Genomic DNA, 20144 nt, shown 5'->3' with positions numbered 1-20144 from the left:
AATTATTATCTATTAATATATATCCATCCTTTTTTAACAGCGCTACCATCTCCTAAATCTAACACATAAAAATATGTTCCTACAGGCAACTTACTATCAACACTAATATTCACTCTTCCATTTGACACTCCTTTAAAAGATACATCCTCATTATTATATCCTTTCGCTTTATAAACAGTATTACCCCATCTATTAAAAATTTCAATTGTATTATTTTTATAATTTTCTATGCAATCAATTTGTAAAGCGTCATTTACTCCATCTCCGTTTGGACTAAACTCGTTAAAAACTGTAATACAATCATAACTATCTCCAAATGTAGTATCATCACCATCAACACTATCAGCAATTCCATCTCCATCAGAATCAATTCCACTATCACTAACTACTCCATTTCCTCCACTATTCGGGTCAGTTGGGTCAGTATCATTCACATCTGAATTCCCTGAATCTCCAAAGTTACTATCATCTTCATCGACAACATCAAGAATACCATCTCCATCACTGTCTGGGCCATCTACTAATCCATTTCCATCTTCATCTTCATTACCACCTTCTTCTACATCATTAACTCCATCATCATCACTATCTAAATCTAAATAATCAGGTACTCCATCTCCATCAGTATCGGTATTATCTGGTTCACCATCATTTCCTTCACCAAAACCTGAATCATCATTATCAACACTATCAACAATTCCATCTCCATCAACATCTGCTCCATCAGCAATTCCATCATTATCTACATCAACATTTCCATCTTCAATAACATCATTAATTCCGTCATTATCACTATCAAGGTCTAAATAATCAGGTACTCCATCTCCGTCGGTATCTGGCTCAGTTATATTTTCAGAATCATCATCTTGTCCATCTCCATTTGCATCACTATATCCAGTATCGTTTGAGTCTATAACTCCATCTCCATTAGTATCTAAAGCGCCATTTCCTCCTTCATCTACATCTAAAATACCATCATTATCACTATCCAAATCTAAATGATTAGGCACTCCATCTCCATCAGTATCATAAACATCTGGGATGCCATCTCCATTGCTATCTGTGTAATCAGTAATTGAACCATCACCAGCATCTCCATCATCTGAAGTATCTTGCCAGTTTGGAATACCATCTCCATCTTCATCACCAGTAGCATTATTATCTCCCGATCCTTCATCAACATCTGCAATTCCATCATTATCATCATCTACGTCTATATTATCTGGAATTCCGTCTCCGTCTGTATCAATTGCGTCTCCAAATGTCCCATTCGCTCCATCTTCACTATCTGAAATTCCATCTCCATCAGAATCAGTTCCACTATCATCTACAACTCCTGTTCCTCCATCATTTGGATCCGTTGGATCAGTATCATTTACATCTGAATTTCCTGAATCACCAAAATTATTATCGTCTTCATCTACAACATCAAGAATACCATCTCCATCCGTATCAGGACCATCTACTAATCCATTTCCATCTACATCATCATTACCACCTTCTTCTACATCATTAACACCATCATCATCACTGTCTAAATCATTATAATCAGGTACTCCATCTCCATCAGTATCCGTATTATCTGGTTCTCCTCCATTACCTTCACCAAATCCAGAATCATCGTTATCTGCGCTATCAACAATACCATCTCCATCAGCGTCACCACCATCAGCAATTCCATCATTATCATTATCTACATTCCCATCTTCAATAACATCATTAATTCCGTCATTATCACTATCAAGATCTAAGTAGTCAGGCACTCCATCCTCATCAGTATCTGGTTCCGTTATATTTTCAGAATCATCATCTTGCCCATCTCCATTTGCATCACTATATCCAGTATCGTTTGAGTCTATAACTCCATCTCCATTAGTATCTAAATCTCCATTTCCTCCTTCATCTACATCTAAAATACCATCATTATCACTATCCAAATCTAAATGATTAGGCACTCCATCTCCATCAGTATCATAAACATCTGGGATGCCATCTGCATTACTATCTGTATAATCAGTTATAGAACTATCGCCTGTGTTTCCATTATCTGTTGTATCCTGCCAGTTTGGAATTCCATCTCCATCTTCATCACCAGTAGCATTATTATCACCAGATCCTTCATCAACATCCGATATTCCATCATTATCATCATCTTCGTCAACATTATCAGGAACTCCATCACCATCTGTATCTGTTTCTGTTACTGGATTAACAGTTAAGTAAACAGTTGCCTGATCACATACTACTGGTGTTCCATTATCACATACCTCATATACAAAACTATCTGTCCCGCTATAACCTGTAGTCGGTGTGTAAACAAAAGTTCCGTCTGAATTAATTATTAATGTTCCATTACTTGGACCTGTTACTGGAGTTGTAGTTACTGTTTGTATATTTCCTTCTGGATCTGTATCATTTGATAATACATTTCCTGATATTGTACTGTTTGAATCTCCATTAAAGGCATCATCATGAGCATAACTATCATTAGTACCGTCTACTGGACTTACTGTAATTGTTACTACTGCTGTGCTACATAAAGCTGGACTTCCATTATCACATACTTCGTATTCAAAAGTATCCTCTCCTGTAAATCCTGGATTTGGTGTATATGTATACGTACCATCTGCATTGATTGTTACAGTTCCATTACTTGGATTTGTTACTGGAGTTGTATTAATCGTTAATGGATCTCCATTTGGATCAAAATCATTGGAGATTAAGTTTCCACTTACTGCTATTCCTACTTCTGTATTTCCTGTATCATTATTTGCTATTGGTCCGTCATTTACTCCAACACTTGTTTCTGGTATCACCTCTATCGTTACAGTAGTAGTATCACATGCTTGTGGGCTTCCATTATCACATACCGTATAAGTAAAAGTATCTTCTCCTGTAAACCCAGCATTTGGTGTATACGTATACTCTCCATTTGAACTAATCGTTACAGTTCCGTTACTTGGATTTGTGTTTGAGCTTACTGTTTGAGTATTTCCTTCTAAATCTTCATCATTGGTTAATACATTTCCACTTACTGATTCATCTACATACGTGTTAGCAATATCAACTACTGCATCGGTTGTATTGACTGGATTAACAGTTAAGTAAACAGTTGCCTGATCACATACTACTGGTGTTCCATTATCACATACCTCATATACAAAACTATCTGTCCCGCTATAACCTGTAGTCGGTGTGTAAATAAAAGTTCCGTCTGAATTAATTATTAATGTTCCATTACTTGGACCTGTTACCGGAGTTGTAGTTACTGTTTGTATATTTCCTTCTGGATCTGTATCATTTGATAATACATTTCCTGATATTGTACTGTTTGAATCTCCATTAAAGGCATCATCATGAGCATAACTATCATTAGTACCGTCTACTGGACTTACTGTAATTGTTACTACTGCTGTGCTACATAAAGCTGGACTTCCATTATCACATACTTCGTATTCAAAAGTATCCTCTCCTGTAAATCCTGGATTTGGTGTATATGTATACGTACCATCTGCATTGATTGTTACAGTTCCATTACTTGGATTTGTTACTGGAGTTGTATTAATCGTTAATGGATCTCCATTTGGATCAAAATCATTGGAGATTAAGTTTCCACTTACTGCTATTCCTACTTCTGTATTTCCTGTATCATTATTTGCTATTGGTCCGTCATTTACTCCAACACTTGTTTCTGGTATCACCTCTATCGTTACAGTAGTAGTATCACATGCTTGTGGGCTTCCATTATCACATACCGTATAAGTAAAAGTATCTTCTCCTGTAAACCCAGCATTTGGTGTATACGTGTACTCTCCATTTGAACTAATCGTTACAGTTCCGTTACTTGGATTTGTGTTTGAGCTTACTGTCTGAGTATTTCCTTCTAAATCTTCATCATTGGTTAATACATTTCCACTTACTGATTCATCTACATATGTGTTAGCAATATCAACTACTGCATCGGTTGTGTTTACTGGATTAACAGTTAAGTAAACAGTTGCCTTATCACATACTACTGGTGTTCCATTATCACATACCTCATATACAAAACTATCTGTCCCGCTATAACCTGTAGTCGGTGTGTAAACAAAAGTTCCGTCTGAATTGATTATTAAAGTTCCATTACTTGGACCTGTTACCGGAGTTGTAGTTACTGTTTGTATATTTCCTTCTGGATCTGTATCATTTGATAATACATTTCCTGATATTGTACTGTTTGAATCTCCATTAAAGGCATCATCATGAGCATAACTATCATTAGTACCGTCTACTGGACTTACTGTAATTGTTACTACTGCTGTGCTACATAAAGCTGGACTTCCATTATCACATACTTCGTATTCAAAAGTATCCTCTCCTGTAAATCCTGGATTTGGTGTATATGTATACGTACCATCTGCATTGATTGTTACAGTTCCATTACTTGGATTTGTTACTGGAGTTGTATTAATCGTTAATGGATCTCCATTTGGATCAAAATCATTGGAGATTAAGTTTCCACTTACTGCTATTCCTACTTCTGTATTTCCTGTATCATTATTTGCTATTGGTCCGTCATTTACTCCAACACTTGTTTCTGGTATCACCTCTATCGTTACAGTAGTAGTATCACATGCTTGTGGGCTTCCATTATCACATACCGTATAAGTAAAAGTATCTTCTCCTGTAAACCCAGCATTTGGTGTATACGTGTACTCTCCATTTGAACTAATCGTTACAGTTCCGTTACTTGGATTTGTGTTTGAACTTACTGTTTGAGTATTTCCTTCTAAATCTTCATCATTGGTTAATACATTTCCACTTACGGATTCATCTACATATGTGTTCGAAATATCAACTATTGCATCGGTTGTATTGACACAAGAGTCATTTATCGTTAAGTTTAATACCTGATCTGCTGTACATCCATCATTGGTGATGGTTAAACCTGATTGATCAGTGGTATACACTATTCCATTGGCTCCCCATGTATAAGATTCTCCTAAACAAATTGTTTCTGTAGTTATTACCGTTGCTGGCTTTGGTGTTACCGTTAATACAAAATCTAAATCAGTAGCTGTTACACACTGTCCTGCGTTTGGTGTAAATGTATACGTACCTGTTGATGTATTGCTTATCACTGATGGACTCCATGTTCCTGTAATTCCACTTGTAGTTGGGAAACTAAACGCTGCTCCACTACAAATCGTTGCATCTACTCCTGAGAAGTCTAACTCTGTGTTTGGTGTTACCGTTAACTCAAAGTCTAAATCAGTAGCTGTTACACACTGCCCGCCATCTGGTGTAAATGTATATGTAGCTGTTGCTGTATTGCTGATTACTGCTGGACTCCATGATCCAGTGATTCCACTTGTTGCTGGGAAACTAAATGTTCCGCCATTACAAATTGTTGTATCACTAAAGTCTAACTCTGTGTTTGGTGTTACCGTTAACTCAAAGTCTAAATCAGTAGCTGTTACACACTGCCCGCCATCTGGTGTAAATGTATATGTAGCTGTTGCTGTATTGCTGATTACTGCTGGACTCCATGATCCAGTGATTCCACTTGTTGCTGGGAAACTAAATGTTCCGCCATTACAAATTGTTGCATCACTAAAGTCTAACTCTGTGTTTGGTGTTACCGTTAACTCAAAGTCTAAATCAGTAGCTGTTACACACTGCCCGCCATCTGGTGTAAATGTATATGTAGCTGTTGCTGTATTGCTGATTACTGCTGGACTCCATGATCCAGTGATTCCACTTGTTGCTGGGAAACTAAACGCTGCTCCATTACAAATTGTTGCATCACTAAAGTCTAACTCTGTGTTTGGTGTTACCGTTAACTCAAAGTCTAAATCAGTAGCTGTTACACACTGCCCGCCATCTGGTGTAAATGTATATGTAGCTGTTGCTGTATTGCTGATTACTGCTGGACTCCATGATCCAGTGATTCCACTTGTTGCTGGGAAACTAAATGTTCCCCCATTACAAATTGTTGCATCACTAAAGTCTAACTCTGTGTTTGGTGTTACCGTTAACTCAAAGTCTAAATCAGTAGCTGTTACACACTGCCCGCCATCTGGTGTAAATGTATATGTAGCTGTTGCTGTATTGCTGATTACTGCTGGACTCCATGATCCAGTGATTCCACTTGTTGCTGGGAAACTAAATGTTCCCCCATTACAAATTGTTGCATCACTAAAGTCTAACTCTGTGTTTGGTGTTACCGTTAACTCAAAGTCTAAATCAGTAGCTGTTACACACTGCCCGCCATCTGGTGTAAATGTATATGTAGCTGTTGCTGTATTGCTGATTACTGCTGGACTCCATGATCCAGTGATTCCACTTGTTGCTGGGAAACTAAATGTTCCGCCATTACAAATTGTTGCATCACTAAAGTCTAACTCTGTGTTTGGTGTTACCGTTAACTCAAAGTCTAAATCAGTAGCTGTTACACACTGCCCGCCATCTGGTGTAAATGTATATGTAGCTGTTGCTGTATTGCTGATTACTGCTGGACTCCATGATCCAGTGATTCCACTTGTTGCTGGGAAACTAAATGTTCCGCCATTACAAATTGTTGCATCACTAAAGTCTAACTCTGTGTTTGGTGTTACCGTTAACTCAAAGTCTAAATCAGTAGCTGTTACACACTGCCCGCCATCTGGTGTAAATGTATATGTAGCTGTTGCTGTATTGCTGATTACTGCTGGACTCCATGATCCAGTGATTCCACTTGTTGCTGGGAAACTAAATGTTCCGCCATTACAAATTGTTGCATCACTAAAGTCTAACTCTGTGTTTGGTGTTACCGTTAACTCAAAGTCTAAATCAGTAGCTGTTACACACTGCCCGCCATCTGGTGTAAATGTATATGTAGCTGTTGCTGTATTGCTGATTACTGCTGGACTCCATGATCCAGTGATTCCACTTGTTGCTGGGAAACTAAATGTTCCGCCATTACAAATTGTTGCATCACTAAAGTCTAACTCTGTGTTTGGTGTTACCGTTAACTCAAAGTCTAAATCAGTAGCTGTTACACACTGCCCGCCATCTGGTGTAAATGTATATGTAGCTGTTGCTGTATTGCTGATTACTGCTGGACTCCATGATCCAGTGATTCCACTTGTTGCTGGGAAACTAAATGTTCCCCCATTACAAATTGTTGCATCACTAAAGTCTAACTCTGTGTTTGGTGTTACCGTTAACTCAAAGTCTAAATCAGTAGCTGTTACACACTGCCCGCCATCTGGTGTAAATGTATATGTAGCTGTTGCTGTATTGCTGATTACTGCTGGACTCCATGATCCAGTGATTCCACTTGTTGCTGGGAAACTAAATGTTCCCCCATTACAAATTGTTGCATCACTAAAGTCTAACTCTGTGTTTGGTGTTACCGTTAACTCAAAGTCTAAATCAGTAGCTGTTACACACTGCCCGCCATCTGGTGTAAATGTATATGTAGCTGTTGCTGTATTGCTGATTACTGCTGGACTCCATGATCCAGTGATTCCACTTGTTGCTGGGAAACTAAATGTTCCGCCATTACAAATTGTTGCATCACTAAAGTCTAACTCTGTGTTTGGTGTTACCGTTAACTCAAAGTCTAAATCAGTAGCTGTTACACACTGCCCGCCATCTGGTGTAAATGTATATGTAGCTGTTGCTGTATTGCTGATTACTGCTGGACTCCATGATCCAGTGATTCCACTTGTTGCTGGGAAACTAAACGCTGCTCCATTACAAATTGTTGCATCACTAAAGTCTAACTCTGTGTTTGGTGTTACCGTTAACTCAAAGTCTAAATCAGTAGCTGTTACACACTGCCCGCCATCTGGTGTAAATGTATATGTAGCTGTTGCTGTATTGCTGATTACTGCTGGACTCCATGATCCAGTGATTCCACTTGTTGCTGGGAAACTAAACGCTGCTCCATTACAAATTGTTGCATCACTAAAGTCTAACTCTGTGTTTGGTGTTACCGTTAACTCAAAGTCTAAATCAGTAGCTGTTACACACTGCCCGCCATCTGGTGTAAATGTATATGTAGCTGTTGCTGTATTGCTGATTACTGCTGGACTCCATGATCCAGTGATTCCACTTGTTGCTGGGAAACTAAATGTTCCCCCATTACAAATTGTTGCATCACTAAAGTCTAACTCTGTGTTTGGTGTTACCGTTAACTCAAAGTCTAAATCAGTAGCTGTTACACACTGCCCGCCATCTGGTGTAAATGTATATGTAGCTGTTGCTGTATTGCTGATTACTGCTGGACTCCATGATTCAGTGATTCCACTTGTTGCTGGGAAACTAAATGTTCCCCCATTACAAATTGTTGCATCACTAAAGTCTAACTCTGTGTTTGGTGTTACCGTTAACTCAAAGTCTAAATCAGTAGCTGTTACACACTGCCCGCCATCTGGTGTAAATGTATATGTAGCTGTTGCTGTATTGCTGATTACTGCTGGACTCCATGATCCAGTGATTCCACTTGTTGCTGGGAAACTAAATGTTCCCCCATTACAAATTGTTGCATCACTAAAGTCTAACTCTGTGTTTGGTGTTACCGTTAACTCAAAGTCTAAATCAGTAGCTGTTACACACTGCCCGCCATCTGGTGTAAATGTATATGTAGCTGTTGCTGTATTGCTGATTACTGCTGGACTCCATGATCCAGTGATTCCACTTGTTGCTGGGAAACTAAATGTTCCGCCATTACAAATTGTTGCATCACTAAAGTCTAACTCTGTGTTTGGTGTTACCGTTAACTCAAAGTCTAAATCAGTAGCTGTTACACACTGCCCGCCATCTGGTGTAAATGTATATGTAGCTGTTGCTGTATTGCTGATTACTGCTGGACTCCATGATCCAGTGATTCCACTTGTTGCTGGGAAACTAAATGTTCCGCCATTACAAATTGTTGCATCACTAAAGTCTAACTCTGTGTTTGGTGTTACCGTTAACTCAAAGTCTAAATCAGTAGCTGTTACACACTGCCCGCCATCTGGTGTAAATGTATATGTAGCTGTTGCTGTATTGCTGATTACTGCTGGACTCCATGATCCAGTGATTCCACTTGTTGCTGGGAAACTAAATGTTCCCCCATTACAAATTGTTGCATCACTAAAGTCTAACTCTGTGTTTGGTGTTACCGTTAACTCAAAGTCTAAATCAGTAGCTGTTACACACTGCCCGCCATCTGGTGTAAATGTATATGTAGCTGTTGCTGTATTGCTGATTACTGCTGGACTCCATCGATCCAGTGATTCCACTTGTTGCTGGGAAACTAAATGTTCCGCCATTACAAATTGTTGCATCACTAAAGTCTAACTCTGTGTTTGGTGTTACCGTTAACTCAAAATCTAAATCAGTAGCTGTTACACACTGTCCTGCGTTTGGTGTAAATGTATACGTACCTGTTGATGTATTGCTTATCACTGATGGACTCCATGTTCCTGTAATTCCACTTGTAGTTGGGAAACTAAACGCTGCTCCACTACAAATCGTTGCATCTACTCCTGAGAAGTCTAACTCTGTGTTTGGTGTTACCGTTAACTCAAAGTCTAAATCAGTAGCTGTTACACACTGCCCGCCATCTGGTGTAAATGTATATGTAGCTGTTGCTGTATTGCTGATTACTGCTGGACTCCATGATCCAGTGATTCCACTTGTTGCTGGGAAACTAAATGTTCCGCCATTACAAATTGTTGTATCACTAAAGTCTAACTCTGTGTTTGGTGTTACCGTTAACTCAAAGTCTAAATCAGTAGCTGTTACACACTGCCCGCCATCTGGTGTAAATGTATATGTAGCTGTTGCTGTATTGCTGATTACTGCTGGACTCCATGATCCAGTGATTCCACTTGTTGCTGGGAAACTAAATGTTCCGCCATTACAAATTGTTGCATCACTAAAGTCTAACTCTGTGTTTGGTGTTACCGTTAACTCAAAGTCTAAATCAGTAGCTGTTACACACTGCCCGCCATCTGGTGTAAATGTATATGTAGCTGTTGCTGTATTGCTGATTACTGCTGGACTCCATGATCCAGTGATTCCACTTGTTGCTGGGAAACTAAACGCTGCTCCATTACAAATTGTTGCATCACTAAAGTCTAACTCTGTGTTTGGTGTTACCGTTAACTCAAAGTCTAAATCAGTAGCTGTTACACACTGCCCGCCATCTGGTGTAAATGTATATGTAGCTGTTGCTGTATTGCTGATTACTGCTGGACTCCATGATCCAGTGATTCCACTTGTTGCTGGGAAACTAAATGTTCCCCCATTACAAATTGTTGCATCACTAAAGTCTAACTCTGTGTTTGGTGTTACCGTTAACTCAAAGTCTAAATCAGTAGCTGTTACACACTGCCCGCCATCTGGTGTAAATGTATATGTAGCTGTTGCTGTATTGCTGATTACTGCTGGACTCCATGATCCAGTGATTCCACTTGTTGCTGGGAAACTAAATGTTCCCCCATTACAAATTGTTGCATCACTAAAGTCTAACTCTGTGTTTGGTGTTACCGTTAACTCAAAGTCTAAATCAGTAGCTGTTACACACTGCCCGCCATCTGGTGTAAATGTATATGTAGCTGTTGCTGTATTGCTGATTACTGCTGGACTCCATGATCCAGTGATTCCACTTGTTGCTGGGAAACTAAATGTTCCCCCATTACAAATTGTTGCATCACTAAAGTCTAACTCTGTGTTTGGTGTTACCGTTAACTCAAAGTCTAAATCAGTAGCTGTTACACACTGCCCGCCATCTGGTGTAAATGTATATGTAGCTGTTGCTGTATTGCTGATTACTGCTGGACTCCATGATCCAGTGATTCCACTTGTTGCTGGGAAACTAAATGTTCCGCCATTACAAATTGTTGCATCACTAAAGTCTAACTCTGTGTTTGGTGTTACCGTTAACTCAAAGTCTAAATCAGTAGCTGTTACACACTGCCCGCCATCTGGTGTAAATGTATATGTAGCTGTTGCTGTATTGCTGATTACTGCTGGACTCCATGATCCAGTGATTCCACTTGTTGCTGGGAAACTAAATGTTCCCCCATTACAAATTGTTGCATCACTAAAGTCTAACTCTGTGTTTGGTGTTACCGTTAACTCAAAGTCTAAATCAGTAGCTGTTACACACTGCCCGCCATCTGGTGTAAATGTATATGTAGCTGTTGCTGTATTGCTGATTACTGCTGGACTCCATGATCCAGTGATTCCACTTGTTGCTGGGAAACTAAATGTTCCCCCATTACAAATTGTTGCATCACTAAAGTCTAACTCTGTGTTTGGTGTTACCGTTAACTCAAAGTCTAAATCAGTAGCTGTTACACACTGCCCGCCATCTGGTGTAAATGTATATGTAGCTGTTGCTGTATTGCTGATTACTGCTGGACTCCATGATCCAGTGATTCCACTTGTTGCTGGGAAACTAAATGTTCCCCCATTACAAATTGTTGCATCACTAAAGTCTAACTCTGTGTTTGGTGTTACCGTTAACTCAAAGTCTAAATCAGTAGCTGTTACACACTGCCCGCCATCTGGTGTAAATGTATATGTAGCTGTTGCTGTATTGCTGATTACTGCTGGACTCCATGATCCAGTGATTCCACTTGTTGCTGGGAAACTAAATGTTCCGCCATTACAAATTGTTGCATCACTAAAGTCTAACTCTGTGTTTGGTGTTACCGTTAACTCAAAGTCTAAATCAGTAGCTGTTACACACTGCCCGCCATCTGGTGTAAATGTATATGTAGCTGTTGCTGTATTGCTGATTACTGCTGGACTCCATGATCCAGTGATTCCACTTGTTGCTGGGAAACTAAATGTTCCGCCATTACAAATTGTTGCATCACTAAAGTCTAACTCTGTGTTTGGTGTTACCGTTAACTCAAAGTCTAAATCAGTAGCTGTTACACACTGCCCGCCATCTGGTGTAAATGTATATGTAGCTGTTGCTGTATTGCTGATTACTGCTGGACTCCATGATCCAGTGATTCCACTTGTTGCTGGGAAACTAAACGCTGCTCCATTACAAATTGTTGCATCACTAAAGTCTAACTCTGTGTTTGGTGTTACCGTTAACTCAAAGTCTAAATCAGTAGCTGTTACACACTGCCCGCCATCTGGTGTAAATGTATATGTAGCTGTTGCTGTATTGCTGATTACTGCTGGACTCCATGATCCAGTGATTCCACTTGTTGCTGGGAAACTAAACGCTGCTCCATTACAAATTGTTGCATCACTAAAGTCTAACTCTGTGTTTGGTGTTACCGTTAACTCAAAGTCTAAATCAGTAGCTGTTACACACTGCCCGCCATCTGGTGTAAATGTATATGTAGCTGTTGCTGTATTGCTGATTACTGCTGGACTCCATGATCCAGTGATTCCACTTGTTGCTGGGAAACTAAATGTTCCCCCATTACAAATTGTTGCATCACTAAAGTCTAACTCTGTGTTTGGTGTTACCGTTAACTCAAAGTCTAAATCAGTAGCTGTTACACACTGCCCGCCATCTGGTGTAAATGTATATGTAGCTGTTGCTGTATTGCTGATTACTGCTGGACTCCATGATCCAGTGATTCCACTTGTTGCTGGGAAACTAAATGTTCCCCCATTACAAATTGTTGCATCACTAAAGTCTAACTCTGTGTTTGGTGTTACCGTTAACTCAAAGTCTAAATCAGTAGCTGTTACACACTGCCCGCCATCTGGTGTAAATGTATATGTAGCTGTTGCTGTATTGCTGATTACTGCTGGACTCCATGATCCAGTGATTCCACTTGTTGCTGGGAAACTAAATGTTCCCCCATTACAAATTGTTGCATCACTAAAGTCTAACTCTGTGTTTGGTGTTACCGTTAACTCAAAGTCTAAATCAGTAGCTGTTACACACTGCCCGCCATCTGGTGTAAATGTATATGTAGCTGTTGCTGTATTGCTGATTACTGCTGGACTCCATGATCCAGTGATTCCACTTGTTGCTGGGAAACTAAATGTTCCCCCATTACAAATTGTTGCATCACTAAAGTCTAACTCTGTGTTTGGTGTTACCGTTAACTCAAAGTCTAAATCAGTAGCTGTTACACACTGCCCGCCATCTGGTGTAAATGTATATGTAGCTGTTGCTGTATTGCTGATTACTGCTGGACTCCATGATCCAGTGATTCCACTTGTTGCTGGGAAACTAAATGTTCCGCCATTACAAATTGTTGCATCACTAAAGTCTAACTCTGTGTTTGGTGTTACCGTTAACTCAAAGTCTAAATCAGTAGCTGTTACACACTGCCCGCCATCTGGTGTAAATGTATATGTAGCTGTTGCTGTATTGCTGATTACTGCTGGACTCCATGATCCAGTGATTCCACTTGTTGCTGGGAAACTAAATGTTCCCCCATTACAAATTGTTGCATCACTAAAGTCTAACTCTGTGTTTGGTGTTACCGTTAACTCAAAGTCTAAATCAGTAGCTGTTACACACTGCCCGCCATCTGGTGTAAATGTATATGTAGCTGTTGCTGTATTGCTGATTACTGCTGGACTCCATGATCCAGTGATTCCACTTGTTGCTGGGAAACTAAATGTTCCGCCATTACAAATTGTTGCATCACTAAAGTCTAACTCTGTGTTTGGTGTTACCGTTAACTCAAAGTCTAAATCAGTAGCTGTTACACACTGCCCGCCATCTGGTGTAAATGTATATGTAGCTGTTGCTGTATTGCTGATTACTGCTGGACTCCATGATCCAGTGATTCCACTTGTTGCTGGGAAACTAAATGTTCCGCCATTACAAATTGTTGCATCACTAAAGTCTAACTCTGTGTTTGGTGTTACCGTTAACTCAAAGTCTAAATCAGTAGCTGTTACACACTGCCCGCCATCTGGTGTAAATGTATATGTAGCTGTTGCTGTATTGCTGATTACTGCTGGACTCCATGATCCAGTGATTCCACTTGTTGCTGGGAAACTAAATGTTCCCCCATTACAAATTGTTGCATCACTAAAGTCTAACTCTGTGTTTGGTGTTACCGTTAACTCAAAGTCTAAATCAGTAGCTGTTACACACTGCCCGCCATCTGGTGTAAATGTATATGTAGCTGTTGCTGTATTGCTGATTACTGCTGGACTCCATGATCCAGTGATTCCACTTGTTGCTGGGAAACTAAATGTTCCGCCATTACAAATTGTTGCATCACTAAAGTCTAACTCTGTGTTTGGTGTTACCGTTAACTCAAAGTCTAAATCAGTAGCTGTTACACACTGCCCGCCATCTGGTGTAAATGTATATGTAGCTGTTGCTGTATTGCTGATTACTGCTGGACTCCATGATCCAGTGATTCCACTTGTTGCTGGGAAACTAAATGTTCCCCCATTACAAATTGTTGCATCACTAAAGTCTAACTCTGTGTTTGGTGTTACCGTTAACTCAAAGTCTAAATCAGTAGCTGTTACACACTGCCCGCCATCTGGTGTAAATGTATATGTAGCTGTTGCTGTATTGCTGATTACTGCTGGACTCCATGATCCAGTGATTCCACTTGTTGCTGGGAAACTAAATGTTCCGCCATTACAAATTGTTGCATCACTAAAGTCTAACTCTGTGTTTGGTGTTACCGTTAACTCAAAGTCTAAATCAGTAGCTGTTACACACTGCCCGCCATCTGGTGTAAATGTATATGTAGCTGTTGCTGTATTGCTGATTACTGCTGGACTCCATGATCCAGTGATTCCACTTGTTGCTGGGAAACTAAATGTTCCCCCATTACAAATTGTTGCATCACTAAAGTCTAACTCTGTGTTTGGTGTTACCGTTAACTCAAAGTCTAAATCAGTAGCTGTTACACACTGCCCGCCATCTGGTGTAAATGTATATGTAGCTGTTGCTGTATTGCTGATTACTGCTGGACTCCATGATCCAGTGATTCCACTTGTTGCTGGGAAACTAAATGTTCCGCCATTACAAATTGTTGCATCACTAAAGTCTAACTCTGTGTTTGGTGTTACCGTTAACTCAAAGTCTAAATCAGTAGCTGTTACACACTGCCCGCCATCTGGTGTAAATGTATATGTAGCTGTTGCTGTATTGCTGATTACTGCTGGACTCCATGATCCAGTGATTCCACTTGTTGCTGGGAAACTAAATGTTCCCCCATTACAAATTGTTGCATCACTAAAGTCTAACTCTGTGTTTGGTGTTACCGTTAACTCAAAGTCTAAATCAGTAGCTGTTACACACTGCCCGCCATCTGGTGTAAATGTATATGTAGCTGTTGCTGTATTGCTGATTACTGCTGGACTCCATGATCCAGTGATTCCACTTGTTGCTGGGAAACTAAATGTTCCGCCATTACAAATTGTTGCATCACTAAAGTCTAACTCTGTGTTTGGTGTTACCGTTAACTCAAAGTCTAAATCAGTAGCTGTTACACACTGCCCGCCATCTGGTGTAAATGTATATGTAGCTGTTGCTGTATTGCTGATTACTGCTGGACTCCATGATCCAGTGATTCCACTTGTTGCTGGGAAACTAAATGTTCCGCCATTACAAATTGTTGCATCACTAAAGTCTAACTCTGTGTTTGGTGTTACCGTTAACTCAAAGTCTAAATCAGTAGCTGTTACACACTGCCCGCCATCTGGTGTAAATGTATATGTAGCTGTTGCTGTATTGCTGATTACTGCTGGACTCCATGATCCAGTGATTCCACTTGTTGCTGGGAAACTAAATGTTCCCCCATTACAAATTGTTGCATCACTAAAGTCTAACTCTGTGTTTGGTGTTACCGTTAACTCAAAGTCTAAATCAGTAGCTGTTACACACTGCCCGCCATCTGGTGTAAATGTATATGTAGCTGTTGCTGTATTGCTGATTACTGCTGGACTCCATGATCCAGTGATTCCACTTGTTGCTGGGAAACTAAATGTTCCCCCATTACAAATTGTTGCATCACTAAAGTCTAACTCTGTGTTTGGTGTTACCGTTAACTCAAAGTCTAAATCAGTAGCTGTTACACACTGCCCGCCATCTGGTGTAAATGTATATGTAGCTGTTGCTGTATTGCTGATTACTGCTGGACTCCATGATCCAGTGATTCCACTTGTTGCTGGGAAACTAAACGCTGCTCCACTACAAATCGTTGCATCTACTCCTGAGAAGTCTAACTCTGTACTTGATGTTACCGTTATTGCCACAGTATCTTCTTCAGGACAGCTATTATTTATTGATGTTACTTCAACTCTGTAGGTATTACCTGACAAACCTGATGTTGCATTTGTAATCACTAAAGAAGCTGAAGAAGTACCACTATAAGGTGCTACATTTGTTAAAGGGGTTGTACTAGTTCCTAAAAACCATTTATATACATAATCCCCCGAAGGAATAGCTATTGTTGTATCATCTCCTGTACCTCCTGATGTTCCGAAATCAGTTACTCTAAGTCCAGTTGGAGTTGCTGTTAATGTAATATTACTTCCTTCACAAACAGAAGCTGGATCTGGAGTTATAGCTACACTGGAAATCACATCACTAATAATTTCACTTCCATTTGCTCCATTATAACCACCAGTTCCTCCAGTTACTCGCCCACTACTATCAAAACCTGTTCCGTCTAATATTCCATCTTTAGTAGAGTCTACACCTCCAGACTCTACTGAATCTGGACAGCCATCATTATCACTATCAGTATCTAAATAATCAGGAATTCCATCTTTATCAGTATCATTTGAACATGATAACTGAGCAAAAGGCAAATTTTGTTTTGCTATAGACGGACCTTCATATTGAACCTGTAAAGATTCTGCACCAAGATTTTCATAATAAGTAACTTCAATTTGATGATAACCAGCAACTAGATTAACCTGACCACTTTGTTCTATGAGTGGATGATCACCATCATTGTCAACTATTTCATTCCCATCAATAAACAACTTAGACCCATCATCAGATGATGTATAAAAAGTGTAATTTCCAGGTGTAGAAATCAATATAAGCCCTTTGTATCGAATGCTAAATGTACTACCAGGACTGGGAATCGAAGCAAATAAAGCATCTACATCAAAATTTGTAACAGTTCCAGTGCTTAAAGCACCTGTTGTTGGAATATTATCTACTGTATTTCCTGAAGGAACTAAATCATAAAACTCGTAACTAATAGAGTTTGTACAGTTATTTTCAACTGTATCAAGTATACCATCATTATCACTATCTAAATCACACACGTTATTTATACCATCTGCATCAGGATCGTTTGGTGTGACTGTGCCAACTATTGCTCCATCTGTACATGTATCAAATACAGTTAATGTAGCACTATTTTGTATATTAATACATGAATTATTTAGATGTGTAACGATAAGGTTATATACTTTACCATCTAAACCATTAACATTAGAAATGTTTAATGTAGAAGTATTAGTACCTGAATACACTCCGGTATTGGACAAATTTACTCCGTCTTCTTGCCATTGATATACCAATGTTCCTGAAGCATCTGTGGCTGATGGCCCTGAATAATTGGGCGAAGTTGTTGGCGCTGTACCTGAATAATCACTTGTACTTGTAGCAGTAACTGATGTGATTGTAAATGAAGTAGAAGAAAGTGTTGCTACACTTTGATTTACTAATGCAGTAGCATCAACTGAGGCAGTAATAGCTATTATTTCATTTCCTGTTACACCTTGCCCTTGGTCATTATTTGTACCATCTGCGATACCTCCAGTGTTTACTATATTCGGCACTCCATCAGCATCCACACCTCCTTGATTAATTATATCTATCCTATTATTCCCATCTAGTTGACCTATTGTTACTCCTTCATCTGCCTCTATAGCATCTGGACAACCATCATTATCACTATCTAAATCTAAATGATCTAGTACTTGATCTCTATCTGTATCACAAACTCTTAACTCGATAAAATATTGGCTATTTGAACCAGCTACTGAAGTAGAAGAAAATCGTAATCTTTTTGCTCCTGGCTCTGTTGATTGCCAATCTAATCTTTGGCCATTATTTACAATGGCTCCTCCCACTGGATTCTCTACATAATAATTAGATCCAGAATTAAAAGAAATAAAATCGGAAGCCAATGGGGAATCGAATTTAAATTCTACTAAATCTAATGATTCAAAACCATCTTGGACACCATCTCCTAATGATCCACCGTGAGCTGCTGTAACAAACATAAAATCTGAATAAGGCCCTGAAAACTCAAACGTACCAGCACCAGTCCCTGCATTTGCTATCCATGCACCACCTGATGGATTGGTAGCACCATTAGTTATGGTCACAAATAAACTATTTGGAGGCAAATTAAAAAGACCACTTATATCCTGATTAACAACACTATACATTGTAGCATTCCCACCTGGTGGGTTTGGTAGGTCAGTTGGCTTTAATTTTATAAAAGCACATTCATCAGCATCCAAAATACCATCATTATCATCATCTAAATCACACGAATCAGCTATATTATCTGAATCAGCATCGCTAAAACCTGAAACGGTAACATCACAACACGCTGAACTATCTGAAGCATTTGTTACCGCAGCAGTTGTTGCTTGGCCACTTCCTCCAACAGTTGTTGGAACCCCATTACCATCTACTCCAGTAAAAGCTCCATTTGTTAATTGAGTGTAATTATAACTACCAGCTGCTTCTAAAGCATCGAAACAACCATCATTATCAGAGTCAGTATCTCTTAAATTAGGGATTCCATCATTATCAGAATCACAAAGTAAACGAATTCCAAAAGCCACACCTTGAAGACCTATAGGTGCTTGACCTATAGTAACATTTAAAACAGAAGCATTTTCAGAATAATAAATCGAATTATTACCTAATGAGGTTGATGTATTTACTAAATCTTTTGATCCTGCTCCAGAAAAAGCACCACCTGTACCAATAGACTCTAAAAGTGTCCAATTACCACCATTCGTATTAAACTGAATTGACTCACTACCAGCTGATGTAGCTTCAGCATCTAATGCCAATAAATACAAAGGGTAAGGATTACCCGATTTTGTAGCAGTAAACGTAACCGTAAAAGATACATTGTCTCCTCCATAAAGAGCTTCTGATGTACCAGAAGTATTGTACATATCTTTAAGACTAGATCCTGTCCAAGTATTCATATCCGTTGGAGTGAATGAGCTTGTATTTCCAATTGCATTTGAAAATACAGCTGTAACAACTAAGTCATCTGGTAAATTAAATGTTTGAGAATCTCCATTTTGTATACCATTCACAAAATCAGCTCCTGTCCAATTAAAAAAGTACAACTGATCTTGTAAAGCTCCTGAACCTGATGTAGAATTTGCTACTGAAGGTATATCACAAAAACCTTCAACTGTATCTAAAACACCGTCATTATCATCATCTAAATCTTCTTCATCAAAAACACCATCATTATCAACATCTGTCAGTCTTCTTACTGAATTCTCGGCAACAGAAAACAATACCGATCGTAATGAAGAAGAAGCACTTATGCTAGAATCACTCCCCGGATATAACTGAAAAGACATAGTTGATGCATTTGCAACAAATCTAATAGTTACAATTCCCCATGAATCCTGAGACAAAGAAGTTACCTCTTGCTTAGGTAAACTACCTATTTTATAAAAAAAAGAATCGTTATAAACAGGTGAGTATGTACCAGTAGAAGTCATTGCATAAAAATTAATCTCATAAGTATCACCTATGGTTAAGCCAGTAATATTAGTACTTACGACTTCTTCAGTAGCTAACGTACCTACATCTCTTAATGTAATCCAAAAATCATGTCCCGTAGGAGGGGTAGGTAAAGGAGCCATTGACCAAGCAGTACCTCCGTTAGCAGTTCCTGAGGTTGCAGCAGTATTACTATTTGAAACATCAGGTGTACCTTGAACTACTGACCAGTTTGCGTTAGGAACACACGAGAAACAGAGTGCAGTTCCTTCGCTAGACGAAATTGCCTGAGCTTTGACCTTAATAGAAATAGAAAATAAGATGAAGCAAAAAAACAAATTTCTCACTTTCTTAAAAAACATCGCTAATACATAATACTCCCCCATATAAATTGAATTTAGTATACATTGTTACAACACTATATTTAGTGTTATTTTAATTTTAATAAATTACAATGGAGAGCATAAAAAACCCCCCAAAAAAAATACATTTA

The 20144-nt window shown here is 39.1% G+C and carries 2 protein-coding genes; both read right to left on the bottom strand.

Annotated elements, in window-relative coordinates; all coding sequences use genetic code 11:
* Positions 1-5 precede the first annotated feature (5 nt).
* Positions 6-4949 (bottom strand): tandem-95 repeat protein, encoded by a 4944-nt coding sequence (locus ACMFBB_RS18555; RefSeq protein ID WP_435264335.1) that lies wholly within the window; start codon positions 4947-4949, stop codon positions 6-8.
* 4201 nt (positions 4950-9150) lie between these two features.
* Positions 9151-20037, bottom strand: a complete 10887-nt coding sequence (locus ACMFBB_RS18550; protein ID WP_435262222.1) for a CshA/CshB family fibrillar adhesin-related protein — start codon at positions 20035-20037, stop codon at positions 9151-9153.
* Positions 20038-20144 lie beyond the last annotated feature (107 nt).

This window comes from Tenacibaculum sp. nBUS_03 (assembly GCF_051201695.1).
GTDB lineage: Bacteria > Bacteroidota > Bacteroidia > Flavobacteriales > Flavobacteriaceae > Polaribacter.
This window is presented reverse-complemented; position numbering and strand designations above follow the sequence as displayed.

Bases quoted from the DNA above. Each gene is read 5' to 3' on its own strand.
- ACMFBB_RS18550 (WP_435262222.1), bottom strand. From the start codon at position 20,037: ATGGGGGAGTATTATGTATTAGCGATGTTTTTTAAGAAAGTGAGAAAT.